Origin of the sequence: Streptomyces sp. NBC_00388 (assembly GCF_036061255.1) — a bacterium.
Taxonomy (GTDB): domain Bacteria; phylum Actinomycetota; class Actinomycetes; order Streptomycetales; family Streptomycetaceae; genus Streptomyces.
The window spans coordinates 2,176,033-2,191,020 of record NZ_CP107948.1 but is presented as its reverse complement, the minus strand read 5'-3'; the positions used below and the strand labels follow the sequence as shown (position 1 = coordinate 2,191,020).

The 14,988-nt window shown below is 73.0% G+C and carries 12 protein-coding genes; 4 read left to right on the top strand and 8 right to left on the bottom strand.

The features are described from left to right. Positions 1 to 3 precede the first annotated feature (3 nt). Entirely contained in the window at positions 4 to 1,809 is a 1,806-nt protein-coding gene (locus tag OG917_RS09980; protein WP_328317209.1) for an MFS transporter, read from the bottom strand. Positions 1,810 to 2,001: 192 nt separating this feature from the next. On the opposite strand from OG917_RS09980, the gene OG917_RS09975 reads away from it, so the two are divergent. Next, the gene (locus OG917_RS09975; protein ID WP_328317208.1) at positions 2,002 to 4,140 is read left to right on the top strand and encodes an acyl-CoA dehydrogenase; all 2,139 of its coding nucleotides are present in this window, start codon (positions 2,002 to 2,004) and stop codon (positions 4,138 to 4,140) included. A gap of 101 nt (positions 4,141 to 4,241) precedes the next feature. Here OG917_RS09975 and OG917_RS09970 read toward each other — a convergent pair whose 3' ends face one another. Further along, positions 4,242 to 4,640: an eCIS core domain-containing protein gene (locus OG917_RS09970; RefSeq protein WP_328317207.1), complete on the bottom strand. Its 399-nt coding sequence runs from the start codon at positions 4,638 to 4,640 to the stop codon at positions 4,242 to 4,244. Between the two features lie 272 nt (positions 4,641 to 4,912). Here OG917_RS09970 and OG917_RS09965 point away from each other — a divergent pair, with 272 nt between their 5' ends. From OG917_RS09965 to OG917_RS09955, 3 genes are all read left to right on the top strand, one after another. Beyond that, complete coding sequence (locus tag OG917_RS09965; protein ID WP_328317206.1) at positions 4,913 to 6,151, top strand: CaiB/BaiF CoA transferase family protein; 1,239 nt, start codon at positions 4,913 to 4,915, stop codon at positions 6,149 to 6,151. A gap of 200 nt (positions 6,152 to 6,351) precedes the next feature. Further along, positions 6,352 to 7,542, top strand: coding sequence for a lipid-transfer protein (locus OG917_RS09960; protein WP_328317205.1), 1,191 nt, complete (start codon positions 6,352 to 6,354; stop codon positions 7,540 to 7,542). 113 nt (positions 7,543 to 7,655) lie between these two features. Further along, positions 7,656 to 9,119, top strand: coding sequence for an MFS transporter (locus OG917_RS09955; RefSeq protein ID WP_328317204.1), 1,464 nt, complete (start codon positions 7,656 to 7,658; stop codon positions 9,117 to 9,119). Positions 9,120 to 9,171: 52 nt separating this feature from the next. On the opposite strand, the gene OG917_RS09950 is transcribed toward OG917_RS09955, so the two are convergent. From OG917_RS09950 to OG917_RS09925, 6 genes are all read right to left on the bottom strand, one after another. Further along, positions 9,172 to 9,801 (bottom strand): response regulator transcription factor, encoded by a 630-nt coding sequence (locus OG917_RS09950; protein WP_328321769.1) that lies wholly within the window; start codon positions 9,799 to 9,801, stop codon positions 9,172 to 9,174. 199 nt (positions 9,802 to 10,000) lie between these two features. After that, entirely contained in the window at positions 10,001 to 11,185 is a 1,185-nt protein-coding gene (locus tag OG917_RS09945) for a cytochrome P450 (RefSeq protein ID WP_328317203.1), read from the bottom strand. A 98-nt stretch (positions 11,186 to 11,283) separates the two neighbouring features. Next, a complete protein-coding gene (locus tag OG917_RS09940; RefSeq protein WP_328317202.1) occupies positions 11,284 to 12,387 on the bottom strand; it encodes an NAD(P)-dependent alcohol dehydrogenase in 1,104 nt (367 codons plus the stop codon). Beyond that, positions 12,384 to 12,992 carry an EF-hand domain-containing protein gene (locus tag OG917_RS09935; protein ID WP_328317201.1) on the bottom strand — a complete coding sequence of 203 codons (609 nt, stop codon included), beginning with the start codon at positions 12,990 to 12,992 and terminating at the stop codon, positions 12,384 to 12,386. Before OG917_RS09935 ends, OG917_RS09940 begins: the two co-directional genes overlap by 4 nt. Positions 12,993 to 13,070: 78 nt before the next feature. Next, on the bottom strand, positions 13,071 to 13,790 hold the full coding sequence (locus OG917_RS09930; protein ID WP_328317200.1) for an HAD family hydrolase: 720 nt from the start codon (positions 13,788 to 13,790) through the stop codon (positions 13,071 to 13,073). Positions 13,791 to 14,038: 248 nt separating this feature from the next. Next, entirely contained in the window at positions 14,039 to 14,617 is a 579-nt protein-coding gene (locus OG917_RS09925) for an EF-hand domain-containing protein (protein ID WP_328317199.1), read from the bottom strand. Positions 14,618 to 14,988 lie beyond the last annotated feature (371 nt).

Sequence of the window (14,988 nt, the reverse complement as noted above, 5' to 3'; positions counted from 1 at the left end):
GGCCTACCGGGCCGCGGTCTGCGGCACGGTCGCTCCCAGCCGCAGGTCCACCGCGACCAGTTCGTCCACGCTGGTGTACGAGACATGGGTGGCCATCGGCTGCCGTCCGGGGGCGGTGACGGCCAGGATGTAGGCGCCGGCCGACCTGGCGGTGAGCGCGAAGTCGCCGGTACCGTCCGCGACCACGATCCCCGACTGGCGCCCGCGGTGGTCGATGAGGGTGACCGTGGCGCGCGGCACCGGAGTGCCGTCGGCGTCGAGCACCCTGCCCCGGAATCCGCGGAATCCCTGGGCCGCCGAGAGGGCCGGTGCGCCCGTGAGGGCGGCTTCGCCGACGGGCACCGCGCCGGTCTCGCTCGTCGCGACGGGCCGCGACGGGGCGGCCGCGCGCCGGCGCGAGGGCAGGAACGCCGCGAACGCGAGGCCGACGACGACCGCCGCCGTGGCGATCATGAACGAGGTGCGGAAGCCGCTCATGCTCGGTACGGCGACCGGGCCCACCGCGACCGAGGAGTGGGCGAGCACCATGCCGATCACCGCACTCGACACCGACGTCCCGATGGAACGCATCAGCGTGTTCAGGCCGTTGGCCGCGCCCGTCTCCGAGGGGTCGACCGCGCCGATGATCAGCGCGGGCAGCGAGGAGTAGGCAAGGCCGATGCCCGCGCCCACGACTACCGAGATGATGATGGTCTGCCACGGCGCGCTCATCAGGGCGAGCCCCGCCCCGTACCCGATCGCGATGATCAGCATGCCGATCATCAGTGAGACCTTGGGGCCGTACTTCGCGGCGATCCTGGCGTAGAGCGGAGCCGTGAGCATCATCGTGAGGCCGAGCGGTGCCACGCAGAGCCCGGCGACCACCATCGACTGGCCGAGGCCGTAGCCGGTCGCCTTCGGCAGCTGGAGCAGCTGCGGCAGGACGAGGGAGATCGCGTAGAAGGCGACACCGACCATGATCGACGACAGGTTGGTGAGCAGCACCTCGCGGCGGGCCGTGGTGCGCAGGTCCACCAGCGGGGCCGCGATCCGCAGCTCCATCACACCCCACAGCAGCAGGATGGCGAGCGCCCCGGCGAAGAGGCCGAGCGTGGTGCCGGAGGTCCAGCCCCAGTCGGAGCCCTTGGTGATCGGCAGCAGCAGGCAGACCAGACCGGCCGAGAGGCCGAGCGCACCGAGGGTGTCGAAGCTGCCCCGGGCACGGGTCGAGGACTCCGGTACGAAGACGAGGGTGAGCACCATCGAGATCACGCCGAGCCCGGCGGCGCCGAAGAACAGGGCGTGCCAGTCGGCATGCTGCGCCACCAGGGCGGCGGCCGGCAGGGCGAGCCCGCCGCCGACGCCGATCGAGGAGCTCATCAGGGCCATCGCCGAGCCGAGCTTCTCGCGGGGCAGTTCGTCGCGCATGATGCCGATGCCGAGCGGGATGGCGCCCATGGCGAAGCCCTGGAGCGCACGACCGACGATCATCACCAGCAGATTGTCGGTGAACCCGCAGATCAGGGAGCCGATCACCATGACGGAGAGACTGACGAGCAGCATCCGCCGCTTGCCGTAGAGGTCGCCGAGCCGCCCCATGATCGGCGTGGCTATCGCGCCCGCGAGCAGCGTGGCGGTCATGACCCAGGTCGCGTTCGACGGCGCGGTGCTCAGCAGCGTCGGCAGGTCCTTGATGACAGGGACGAGTAGCGTCTGCATCACTGCCACGACGATGCCTGCGAAGGCGAGGACGGGGACGATGCCGCCCCTGCCACGGGTGCGCGGTTCCTCGGCGAGTGTCTCGGGCAGCAAGGGAGCGGCCTGTGTCATGCGTGAAGCCTCCGGTGCGTAAGACAGGCCGGCGCACGGCCGGGCGGTCCAGGTGGGTGCATTGTGAAAGCTTCCCGGGGCGGCCGTGTATTCCGGTAAACGCCATATAAGTACGGCGTGATCTGTATCACCTGATCCAACTCCCGTATCTGACCTTCCGTCAGATTGGAACGTGTTCTAGTCTTCTCCGGTATGGGCATCGGAATCACGCAGGAGCAGAGGGAGTTGGCCGACGCCGTACGCGGGCTGCTGGCACGGGAGGTGCCGCAGGGGAAGGCCCGTGAACTGCTCGACACACCCGCCGCGCCTCCCGCGGGCCGGCCGGCGCACTGGGCGGCCCTCGCAGGGCAGGGGCTGCTGGGGGCGCATCTCCCCGAGGAGTACGGGGGCGGCGGCGGAGGCCTGCTGGAGCAGGCCGTCATCCTCGAAGAGGCGAGCCGCGCGGCGCTGCCCGGCCCCTATCTCCCGACCGTGCTGGCCTCCGCCGTACTGCACCGGGCGGGCCGTCCTGACCTGGCGGCGCCGCTCGCGGACGGGCGCCGCACCGGCGCGGTGGCCCTGGGGGGAGAGGGCGATCCGGTGCTCGGCGGCGCCGGGGCCGATCTGGTCCTGCTGCGCCACGGGGGGCGCTGGGCGGCGGTGGACGCCCCGGACCTGGAGGTGCGTCCCCAGCAGAGCGTCGACCCGACCCGGCCGACGGCGGAGGTGCGGCTGCGCTCGGCCATCCCGGCGGAACGGCTGCTGGCGGTCGACGCCGCTCTCGTCACGGATCTGGCGGCCGTGCTGTTCGCGGCGGACGCCTGCGGCACAGCGGCCTGGGCGCTGCACACCGCCACCGAACACGCCAAGGTGCGCGAGCAGTTCGGGCGGCCCATCGGCCAGTTCCAGGCCGTCAAGCACCTCTGCGCGGACATGCTCCTGCGGGTCGAGCAGGCCAGAGCGCTGACCTGGGACGCCGCGCGGGCCGCCGGAGAGGACTGCGGCACGGGCGGCGGTCCTGCCGGGGCGGGCCGGGACGCGCGAGGGCTCGTCGCCGCGCTCGCGGCCGCCACCGCGCTGGACGCCGCACACAGCTGCGCCAAGGACTGCATCCAGATCCTCGGCGGCACCGGCTTCACCTGGGAACACGATGCGCACCTCCATCTGCGCCGGGCGACGGTCGCCCGCCAGCTGCTCGGCCCTGGCGACACCCACCGGGCGCGGGCCGTGCGGCTGGCCGCCGCCGGCGCGCGCCGGGAGCTCCGGCTGGAGCTGCCCCCCGAGGCCGCGCCGTACCGGGAGCGGGCCCGTGCGGTGATCGCGGCCGCGCACGGCCTGGACCCCGCCGCGGCCCGCCGGGCCCTCGCCCCCACCGGATACGCGGCCCCGCATCTGGCGGAGCCGTACGGGATCGGCGCCGGCCCGGTGGAACAGCTCGTCGTGCAGCAGGAGTTGGCGGCGGCAGGGGTACGGATCAGCGATCTCGGGATCGCCACCTGGGTGGTGCCCTCCCTGCTCGCGTACGGGACGGCCTCGCAGCGCGAACGCCATCTGGGCCCGACGCTCCGCGGCGAGATGCGCTGGTGCCAGCTCTTCTCCGAGCCGGAGGCCGGGTCCGACCTCGCCTCGCTGCGCACCCGCGCCGACCGGGTGGACGGCGGCTGGCTGGTCAACGGCCAGAAACTCTGGACGTCGGCCGCCCAGGGGGCCCACTACGGGATCCTGCTGGCCCGCACCGACCAGGAGGCGCCCCGGCACAAGGGGCTCACCTACTTCCTGGTGGACATGGAGAGGGCCACCGGGATCGACATCAGGCCGCTGAAGGAGATCACCGGTGACTCACTCTTCAACGAGGTGTACTTCGACGATGTGCTGCTCCCCGGGGAGGCGGTGCTCGGCGCGGTCGGCGACGGCTGGCGGGTGGCCCGCAACACCCTCGGCAACGAACGCGTGCACATGGCGGACCAGTTGGCCTTCCCCACCGGGATCGAGGCGCTGATCGAACAGTCGGGCGCCCTGGACGGCGCCTGCCGGGCCCGGATCGGGGCGCTCGCCGCCGAGGCGCACGCCCTCGCCTGCATCGGTCTGCGTACCACCCTCCAGCAGGTCTCCGGCCTCGAACCGGGCGCGGGCGCCTCCGTACGGAAGCTGGTGCAGACCCCGCACCAGCAGAAGGTCGCGGAACTCACCCTGGAGCTGCTCGGCCCGGCCGGGGCGGTCAGCGAAGGGGCGGGGGAGCGGGCCGTGCACGGCTTCCTGATGTCGCGCTGCCTGACGATCGCGGGCGGCACCACCCAGGTCCAGCTCAATGTCGTGGCCGAGCGTCTGCTCGGACTGCCGCGCGATCCATGAGTCCGGGCGGCGGACCCCCGGCGGGCCCCGCCCCGGGCCGGCCCCCCGGGTGCCGGCCCGCCCCCGCCCGCGCCGGTCCTCGGGGGAGGACGGGACGGCCCTCAGGCGGCGTGGCCGGTGTGGAGACGGACGTCGGAGAAGTCGGCGCCCAACCGCGCCTCCATGTCGGTGCGGACGGCGTCGTCGAGGGGCCGGCCGCCGGAGCGCAGGACCTCATGGACGGCGGCCGAGCGCTGGACGGTGGCCTGACCGGACGGCGGGTGGGCGCAGCCCCCGCCGTGCCGATGCTGCTCCTGGGCCCCGGCCTGCCCGGTCTGTCCGTTCCTGCGCAGCAGCTGGACGACGGCCGCGTTGCCCGCGGTGCGCTGCAAGGCGGAGAGCGCCGGCGGTGAACTGCTGCCGCCGGAGGACGGCGCGGGGGCGCGGCCGCCGGGTGCGCGGGCCGGCGTCCGGTCCGTCTTCGCCCCGTCAGGAGTCCTGGCGGTGTCTCGGGCGTGCATGGGCAACTCTTCCGACAGCGGGACGCGACCCTTCCCGGATAGCAAGCCACCGGTGGTGACGCCAGGGACGCCAGGGCAGCGACTGCCGCCTGAAGAGGCAGAGTCCGTCGGCCCGCGCAGTCGCCCGCTGCCGCTGCGGACCCGGCGCTCAGGTTCCGGACCGGCGGACCGCCGCCGGTCCGGCCGCGCTCCGCCGCCTGCCGCCACAGCACGGCCCGTACGACAAGCTGAGGGACGGTAGCGAACGAGCCGACCCGCACAGGAGGCACTCCATGGCCGAGCACACCGCCCCGCACCCCGGCACCGTCCCGGAACCGGGCCCCGGCGCCCCTGCCGCGTCCCCGCTCGCGGGGATGCGCGTGGTCGACCTGTCGAAGATCCTGGCCGGGCCCTACGTGACCATGTCGCTCGCCGATCTCGGCGCCGAGGTGATCAAGGTCGAGCATCCCGAGGGCGGCGACCCGACGCGTCAGTGGGGCCCGCCCTTCGACGGCCCGGACGCCACCTACTACCTGGCGGCCAACCGCAACAAGCGCTCCGTCACCCTCGACCTCAAGTCCCCGGCCGGGCAGGAGGCCGTGCACCGGCTGCTGGCCGGCGCCGATGTGCTCGTCGAGAACTTCCGCCCCGGCAGCTCGCTCGCCAGGACCTTCGACTACCGGCAGCTGAGCGCCCGCTATCCGCGCCTGGTGCTGCTGCACATCTCCGCGTTCGGCGAGACCGGTCCGCTCCGCGACGAACCCGGCTACGACATGGTCGCGCAGGCGTCCGCCGGGCTGATGTCGCTGACCGGGGAGCCCGGCGGACCACCGCTCAAGGCCGGTTACGCCATGGGGGACCTCGGCGCCGCCCTGTTCGGACTCGTCGGCGTCACGTCGGCGCTGGTCGAGCGGGAGCGCACCGGGCGCGGCCAGTACCTGACCACCTCGCTCTACGAGTCGCAGCTCGCCCTGCACATCAACTGGGCCACCGGTTACTTCGCCACCGGCGAGCCCCCGGCCCGGCTCGGCTCGGGGCACCCGAGTCTCGTTCCGTACCAGGCGTATCCGGCCGCCGACGGGCATTTCGTGATCGCCGTCGGCAGCGACGGGCTCTTCCGCCGGCTCTGCGCGGTGCTCGCGCTCCCCGGTCTCGCCGACGACCCGCGCTTCGCCACGAACCGTGCACGCGTCGCCCACCGGGCTGAACTCAACGCCGAGCTGGAGCGGGTGCTGGCCGTGGAGGATGTGGCCCACTGGTGCGCGACGCTCAAGGCGGCCGGAGTACCCGCCGCCGCGATCCGCTCCCTCGACGAGGTCTACGACTGCCCGCAGACCGCGGCCCTCGGCATGGTCCAGGAGGCCGCCCGCCCGGACATGGGCCCGCTGCGGCAGGTCGCGTTCCCCGTGAACTTCCGGGGCGAGCGGCCCGCCGTACGCACCGCGCCGCCCGCACTGGGAGAGCACAGCCGGGAGGTCCTCGCCGAACTCGGTTACGGCGAGGCGGAGATCGACCGCCTGACCGGGGGCTGACCGGGGCCGCCGCCCACGGCCCGGGAGGCCCGGCCGGGACGTACTCCCTCGCCGCGGGCCCGGCACCCACCGGTCCCGCGGCCTTCCGCTGACCGCTTCCCGCTGCCACTATCTCCTTATCTGACGGGTAGTCAGGTATGGTTCCGGCGGCTGCGCCGGACGCGGGACAGGGCAGCGGGCCCGGGAGGCGGGACAGGACCATGAAGGCGTACATCGTCGGCGTCGGGATGACCAGGTTCGAGAAGCCGGAGAGCCGTGACTGGCAGTACTGGGACATGGCGAGGGAAGCGGGCACCCAGGCACTCGCCGATGCCGGGATCGCCTACGAACAGGTGCAGCAACTGCCCGTCGGCTACTGCTTCCAGGCGTCCACGGCAGGACAGCGCGCCGCATACGAACTGGGGCTCACCGGGATACCCGTCTACAACGTCAACAACAACTGCGCCACCGGATCGACGGCCCTGATGATGGCGCGGCAGTTCGTGGAGGGCGGCATCGCGGACTGTGTGCTCGCGCTCGGCTTCGAGAAGATGCAGCGCGGCGCGCTGGGCGGCGGCGCGGACAGCGGGGACTTCAAGACGTCCCCGGTGGCCAGGCACTACGGGATCATGGCCGCCGGGCACGGCTTCGAGATGTCGCCGCCCACCGCACAGATCTTCGGCAACGCGGCCCGCGAGCACATGGAGCGGTACGGAACGACCGCCGCGCAGCTGGCCGCGGTCGGCGCCAAGAACCACCGGCACTCCGCCGACAACCCCCGGGCCCAGTTCCGGGACGTCTTCACGGTGGAGGAGATCCTCGCGGCGAAGACCATCCACCGGCCGCTCACCAGACTCCAGTGCTCGCCCACATCGGACGGCTCGGCGGCCGCGGTCGTCGTCTCGGAGCGGTTCGTCGTCGAACACGGCCTGCACGAAAAGGCGGTGGAGATCGCAGGCCAGGCCATGACGACGGACACCGCGGCGAGCTTCGCGTCGGGCTCGTGCATCGACGCCGTGGGCCGGCCGATGTCACGCGCTGCCGCCCGGCAGGCGTACGAACGGTCCGGCCTCGGGATCGAGGACATGGACGTCATCGAGTTGCACGACTGCTTCTCGGTCAATGAACTGCTGACGTACGAGGCGCTGGGCATGTGCGCCGACGGGGAGTCCGGAGAACTCGTGGAGAGCGGGGCGACGACCCACGGCGGCCGGTGGGTGGTGAACCCGTCGGGCGGCCTGATCTCCAAGGGCCACCCGCTGGGCGCCACGGGCCTGGCGCAGGCGGCGGAGCTCGTGTGGCAGCTGCGCGGGGAGGCCGGGGGCCGGCAGGTGGCGGGGGCCAGGACCGGTCTCGCGCACAACATCGGGCTTGGCGGGGCCGCGGTGGTGACGGTGCTGCGACGGGGCTGAGGGCGGGGGCCAGGCCGGGCGGGGCACGGGGGGAGACCGAGGACCTGCGGACCATGCCCACCGGGCCGATATGCGCATGCACCATGCACCGTCCGGATGCCACGATGGCCCTCATGCTGCGCACCTCTTCGAACGCCCGCACCATCACCCCGCAGTCCGCCCCGGCCCGTACCTGGCTGGTGGTACTCGCCGCGTGCGCGGGGCAGTTCCTCGTAGTTCTGGACGTCTCCGTCGTCAATGTGGCCCTGCCCTCGATGCGCTCAAGCCTGGACCTCAGCGCCGCCGGACTGCAGTGGGTGGTGAACGCGTACGCCATCGCCTTCGCCGGGTTCATGCTGCTGGGCGGGCGGGCAGGCGACCTGTTCGGCCGCAAGCGGATGTTCCTCGTCGGGCTGGGGCTCTTCACCCTCGCCTCGCTCGCCGGGGGGCTCGCCCAGGAAGGGTGGCAGCTCCTCGCCGCCCGCGCCGTACAGGGGCTCGGCGCCGCCGTACTGGCTCCCTCGACGCTCACCATCCTCACCTCGGCCGTCCCGGAGGGCGCGGCCCGCGCGCGGGCCATCGCCACCTGGACCGCCGTCGGCGCGGGGGGCGGCGCCGCGGGCGGTCTGGTCGGCGGGGCGCTGACCGACGCGCTCTCCTGGCGCTGGGTGCTGCTGATCAACGTGCCGGTCGGCGCCCTCGTCCTGGTGGGCGCGGCCCGCTGGATATCCGAGAGCAGGGCGAGCGGCTCGCGCCGGCTCGACCTGCCGGGCGCGGTGCTGGTCACCGCGGGTACGGCCACACTCGCGTACGGCATCGTGCAGACCGAGGCCAAGGGGTGGACGGCGGCGGCGACCCTGGTGCCGCTGCTCGCCGGGGTCGCGCTGCTCGGCCTGTTCCTGGTCGTCGAGGCGCGCACCGCGATGCCCCTGATGCCGCTGAAACTCTTCCGGGTGCGCTCGGTGGCCGCCGCCAACGCCGCGATGTTCGTCTGCGGCGCCGGCAGCTTCGGCATGTGGTTCTTCATGACGCTCTACGCCCAGAACGTGCTCGGCTACACGCCGTTCGGCGCCGGGCTCGCCCTGGTGCCCAGCTCACTGAGCGTCGTCGCGGGCTCCAAGTGCGCACCGCTCCTGATGCGGCGCATCGGCGCCAAGAACGTGGCAGTCATCGGCATCCTCGCCACCGCGGCCGGATTCGGCTGGCAGTCGACGATGACCGCGCACGGTGCGTATGTCACCTCGATCATGCTGCCCGGCATGCTGATGATGGCCGGTGCCGGCCTCGCCATGACCCCGCTGGCCTCACTCGCCACATCGGGCGCGGCGCCAGGTGACGCGGGTCTCGTCTCCGGCCTGGTCAACACCTCCCGGACGCTGGGCGGTTCGCTGGGCCTCGCGGTCCTCTCCACGGTCGCCGCGTCCCGCACCCGGGGCAGCACCGGACCGGAGGCCCTGACCGAGGGGTACGCCCTGGCGTTCCGGTGCGGCGGCTTCATCCTGCTCGCGGGTGTGGTGCTGATGCTGGTGTGGATGCCCGGGGACCGCGCCCCGGTGCTGGGCCGCCCGGTCTCCTCCTCCGGCCCCTCGGGCGGCTGAGCACCGGGGGACCGCGGGCGCTACGGCCGGAGCCCCGCCGGCGGGCCCGGCGTCACAGCCAGCCCTGCTGCCTCGCCGAACGGACGGCCTCCATGCGGTTGCGGGTGCCGGTCTTGCCGATCGCCGAGGAGAGGTAGTTGCGGACCGTCGACTCCGAGAGGTGCAGCTTTCCTGCGATGTCGGAGACGGTCGCCCCGTCGACCGAGGCATTCAGCACGTCGCACTCGCGCGCGGTGAGCGGACTGGGTCCCGCGCTCAGCGCGGCGGCGGCCAGGGCGGGGTCGATGACCGTCTCGCCGGCCAGCACCCGGCGGATCGCGGCGGCCAGATCCTCCACCGGGCCGTCCTTGACCAGGAAGCCCGCGGCGCCCGCCTCCATGGCACGGCGCAGATATCCGGGCCTGCCGAACGTGGTGAGGATCAGCACCCGGCACCCCGGGGCCTGCTTCCGCAGATCGGCGGCGGCGTCGAGCCCGCTGCGGCCCGGGAGTTCGATGTCCAGCAGCGCCACATCGGGCTGCGCGTCCAGGACCGCCGCGACGATCGCGTCGCCCGTGGCCACCTGGGCGACCACCTCGATGTCGTCCTCCAGCCCGAGCAGCAGAGCCAGGGCGCCCCGCATCATGCCCTGGTCCTCGGCGAGGAGCACGCGTACACATCGGGCCGGGGGGTCTTGCGGCATCTCGTTCACGGGGAACAGGGTAGGGCTGGTGGTCCGTCGCGACAGCGGGACGGGGCCCTTCGTCGCGGGCCCCCCGGTCCGGCCGTCCCGGCGAGGGCCGCGCGCGGATCCGCCTCGGTGGCGCGCGGGCACGCGGCCGGTCACCGCGGCCTTCGGCCCTGTCCGGCCCTTCGCTCTCCCCCGGATCCCGGCTGCCCGCTCACCCCGGGAGGACGAAGAGGGTGCTGGGAACACTGACGATCAGCGAGGGCGCGGGCGGCCCGGCCGGGAGCGCCGCGCGCAGGCCCGGGTGACGGGTGAACAGCCCGCGCAGGGCCGTCCGCAGCTGGAGCTTGGCCAGGGGCGCCCCGAGGCAGTAGTGCGGCCCGCGTCCGAAGGCGAGGTGGGGCTCCCGGGCGTGGGACACGCGGAAGCCGTGTGCGTCGCCGCGCAGGCGCGGGTCCCGGTTGGCGGCGCTGTAGCAGAGCAGCAGCGCGTCGCCCGCGGGGATGGCCACGCCGCCCAGCTCGGTGTCCTCCCGCGGGAAGGCGAAGGGCAGGGCGAAGACCCCCGGGTCGTACCGCAACGCCTCCTCCACGACGTCGTCCCAGCCCGTCTCCCCTGCGAGGACGCGGCGCAGCTCGGCCGGGTGATCCAGCAGGGAGCCCACCGCGTTGGTGAGGGCGGCCGCCGTGGTGTCGAAGCCCGCCGCGAGGAAGAGCCAGAGGGTGTCGCGGGCCTCCTGGGGGGAGAGGCCGTCGGCCGTCGCGGCCTCCCGCAGGTCGGCGACGAGGCAGTCGGAGGAGGCAGGCCGGTCGAGGAGCCCGTCGAGGAAGGTGCGGATGTCATCGGTCAGTACGGCCGATTCCGCGGGGGACATCGACGCCCGGGCGAGCGCCCGGCGTACCAGGGCGGTCACGGCCCGCTGGTCGCCGTCCGGGATGCCCAGCAGCGAGCTCAGGGTGCCGAGGGCGAGCGGGAGGGCGAACCCGGCCCGGATGTCGACGGGATCCCGCCCGGGGGCGAAGGTCTCCAGGAGGCGCGCCACGTTCGCCTCCACGGCGGGTCGCAGCGCCTCGACGCGCCGCGGGGTGAAGGCGCGGGAGGCCACCTTGCGCAGCCGGGCGTGGTCGGCTCCGTCGGAGGTGAGCATCCACTGTCTGCTCAGGTGGTCGGTCATCGGCCAGTCCGGCGGAACCTCGCCCTGGGCGAGCGCTCGCCAGTGGGCGGGCGAGCGGGCGAAGAGGGGCCGGGTGAGTACGGTTTCCAGCTCGTGGTGGCCGACGACCGCCCAGCACTCGACACCGCCCGGCCAGACGGCGGGGACCACGCTCCCGAGGGCGCGCAGGGCAGCGGATCTGGCCTGTCCTCCGGCGCTCGGGTCGAGCAGATGACGGGTCGGCACGGGGCTCCTCGGTGATCGGTGATCGGTGACCGGGCGGTGGGTGATCAGTGACCGGAGTGCGGGTGCGGAGGCCGGCCGCGGCGGTGGGACCCGGAGGGTCATGAGGGCAGGAGGACCGCTTTGACGACGTCGCCACGGGCAGTGTCCCGCTCGGCGCGCGCGATGTCATGCAGCGGGTAGGTGCGGATCAGACGGTCGAACGGGAAGCGCCCCTGCCGCCACAGGCCGAGGAGGCGGGGGATGAACAACCGGGGGACGGCGTCGCCCTCGATGATGCCCTTGACCGTCCGTCCGGCCGCGAGGAGCAGCGGTCCCACCGCCAGATCGCCGTGCTGCACTCCCACCAGGCCGCATGTTCCGTACGCGTGCAGGGAGTCGATCAGTGTGGTGATCAGCGAGGGCACCCCGGTGGTGTCCAGGACGTGGTCGGCCCCGCCGGTGATGCCGGCGAGCTCCCGCCCGAGGTCCGGGTCCGCGCCGTCGAGGACGTGGGTGGCGCCGAGTTCCGCGGCCAGCCGCCGGCGCGCCGGGTGGAGCTCGACGGCGACGACGGCCGTCGCTCCGGCGGTGTGTGCCGCCATGATCGCGGCGAGCCCGACGGCGCCCGCACCGGCCACCACGACCCGCGAACCCGGCTGGACGGAGAGGGAGTTGAGGACGGCCCCGGCCCCGGTCTGGAATCCGCAGCCCAGCGGGCCGAGGATCTCCAGGGGGACGTCCGCTGCCATGTCCGCGGGCACGGGGACGACCGCGCGGGCGGGGACCACGACATGACCGGCGAACGAGGACTGGCCGAACCACGAGGCGGATACCGTGCGGCCGTCCCCGGTGCGCGCCGTCCCGGAGCCGTCCGGACGGCGGCCGGTCAGGTTGCGCGGGAAGAACGTGGCGCAGTTGGCGGGCCTGGCGGCCAGGCAGGCCCGGCAGCCGCCACAGAAGTCGAAGGAGAGGATCACCGGGTCGCCGGGCGCGACCGAGGTGACCTGGGGGCCGGTCTCCTCGACGACTCCGGCGCCCTCGTGCCCCGCGATGACCGGCAGGGCGATGCCCATGTGCGGGGCGCGGGGCAGCAGGTCGGTGTGGCAGAAGCCGGTGCCCGCGATACGTACGAGCACCTCGTCGGGGCCGGGCCCGTCCAGGTGCACGTCGGTGAGCCGGAACGGCTGGTCGTGTGCCTCCAGTACCGCCGCGGTCACTCTCACAGGCGGGCCTTCGTGCCGTCCCAGAAGGTGTCCGACCACACGTCGCCGTAGAGCCAGTTGCCCGGGGCGTCGGGATCGGGGCTGGTGTAGAAGTCGCGGTGGCAGTCGAGGACGCGGGAGAGGGGGAGACCCGCACCGCTGTCTCGGAGCCCGTATGCCCCGGCGGCCCGGCGGATGTTGTGCCCGGGTGTGCCCATGCCCCGCTGGAACGCGGTGAACTCCGGCAGCCGGATCAGGCCGTCGTCGTCGCGGTCCACGGCCCGCCAGACTGCCTCGCCCACCGGGCGGATGTGCCTGTCGTAGTCGCGGGCCCCGTTCACCAGTGCCTTCGCCATGGCCTCGCGCCACTCGGGCGGTGTCACCCGGTGGTCGGGGGCCCACCCGGTGACAGCGGCCATGTGGTCGCAGAAACCCTGGACGGCAAGGAACACCGCCCCCGCCTTGCGGCTTCCGAGGGGCTCGCCGACGTAGGTGAGGATGCGAGTGAAGAGCGTGGCTACGTCGGCCAGTTCGATCAGGCCGTCCGCGTCGTGGTCGGCGTGCGCGAAGCAGACGTCGACCTTGCGTTCGATCAGCCGGGTGCCGATGTCGTGCGGTGTGGGCATCTGTGCGTTCCTTTCCGCGGGGTACGGGGCGCTCCGCGTGGTGGTGCGGGCCCGGTCCGCGGGCACGGACGGGCGGGGTCAGGGTGCGGTGGCGGCGGCCGTGTCCACGGACGGCCGGGAGCCGGGCACCGCGGTGATCGCACGGGCCAGCCGGACGACTGTGCTGCGGTCGGCGACGGGCCAGCCGTGCCGCTCGGCCAGGCAGCTCAGCGCCCGGTCGGGCTCGAAGGCGATCGGTCTGCCGACACCGCGCAGCAGTTCGCGGTCGGATGCGCTGTTGCCGATGGCCAGCGCACGGGCGGGGTCCGCACCGAACCGGTGCACCGCCGCGCGCAGCAGAGCGGCCTTGACCTCCGGCACCGCCGGGACGGTGCGGAGGTGTGGGGTGCACACGCCGTGCCGGACGGTCGATGTGAGCCCGGTACGGTGCTCGACCCCGAGTTCGTCGCCGATCCTGTCGACCATCTCCTGAGGGCTCCCCGAGAGCAGCAGGGGCGTGTAGCCGCCGGCCCGGAGCGTCTCGACGAGAGGGGCCGCGCATGCCAGCACCCGGTGCCGGACGCGGAGCCAGGCGCGGTGGGATGCCCGGACCACTTCCTCGTGGGGCACACCGGAGACGGCGCTGCCGTACGCGGAACAGGTCCGGTACAGGGTGGTACGGAATTCGGGCCCGGCGGCGCGGTGTTCGGCCATGGCGCCCTGGACACGGGAAACAGCGGCACCGGATATCCACCCTGAATCGCGTAACTCGTCCAGTACGGAGAATCCGAGGGTGCCGTTGTAAAGAGTTCCGTCCACGTCGAGCACGGCGATGGCACTGGTATTTCCGGTGCGGCCCGTTCGTCTGCCCTCCCGGGAAGGGCGGTCCCCGGGGTTTCCCCTGCTGTTCCCGCCGTCTTTCTTTTCTCCGTGAAATCTGCGAAATCTGCAAGATTCACGGGTTCCGCAGATTTCACGGATTCTGGGGTGCTGGTGTCCATGGTGTGTTCCGGGCCGGAGCGGCGGCCGTGCGAGGCGGCCACCGCCCTGCCGGTCCCTGTGCCGGGTCAGGCACCCCGGCCGTGCTGGAAGTCGGCACCGAAGAGCCAGTTGCCGGCCGTCTCCGGGTCCGTGCTCGTGTAGAAGTCGCGGAACGCGATCATCAGCTCGTCGACCGAGAGGGAACCGTCGCCGTCGAGGTCGAGGCGCTCGAAAGCGAGGCGGGCGTTCTCCGGCGAGGTGCCGAAGGCGGCCTGGACCTTGCCGAACTCCTCGGCGGTCACGCTGCCGTCGCCGTCCCGGTCGCACAGTTTCCAGATCGCGGTGGCCACCGGCCGGCTCGCCGCGTCGAACGTCTCGGGGGCCCCGACGATCCGCCGCATGCCGACCCGGTACTCCTCGGGATCGATCCGGCCGTCGCCGTTGGTGTCGAGCCCGGCGACCAGTGCCCGCCACCAGTCGTCGCACACCTGCAGCATGGCGATCGACTTCGGGGAGGCGAAGGGCTCGTCCACCGCCGAGATGACCCGGCTCGCGAAGGTCAGGATGTCGGACGCGTCCACGACGCCGTCACGGTTCTGGTCGGCGTGCGAGAAACAGATGTCGAATTTGCGGTCGAGAAGTTCGTCCTGCGCGGTGACGGTCATCGAGGCTCCTTTATTCATGGAACAGCGCACCGGAAACCGCTTCTGCGATTTCACCGGCACGCTCGCAACACCCATGAATCTACTGACTCGTTGCAGCCCCGGACCATCGACCTCGTGGCGATCACCCGAAAGTGACAGGAATTCGGGACCCGAATCGAACCCCGTGTTGCCGGGCCGCTGCCACTCACCTGATGTGCGCCCCGGCGCCCCGGCGCCCCGGCGCCCCGGGCTAAGGCTGTCCCGTAATCCCTGGTGGATCAGCGCGGGGCGTCAGATGCGGTGCGTCGCAAGGCGGAGGGGCGCTCGCATACTGGATGTATTCGGGCGTTCCGACAACGCGGCGAGGTGCCGTAGCTGTCGTCGTGCGCCCG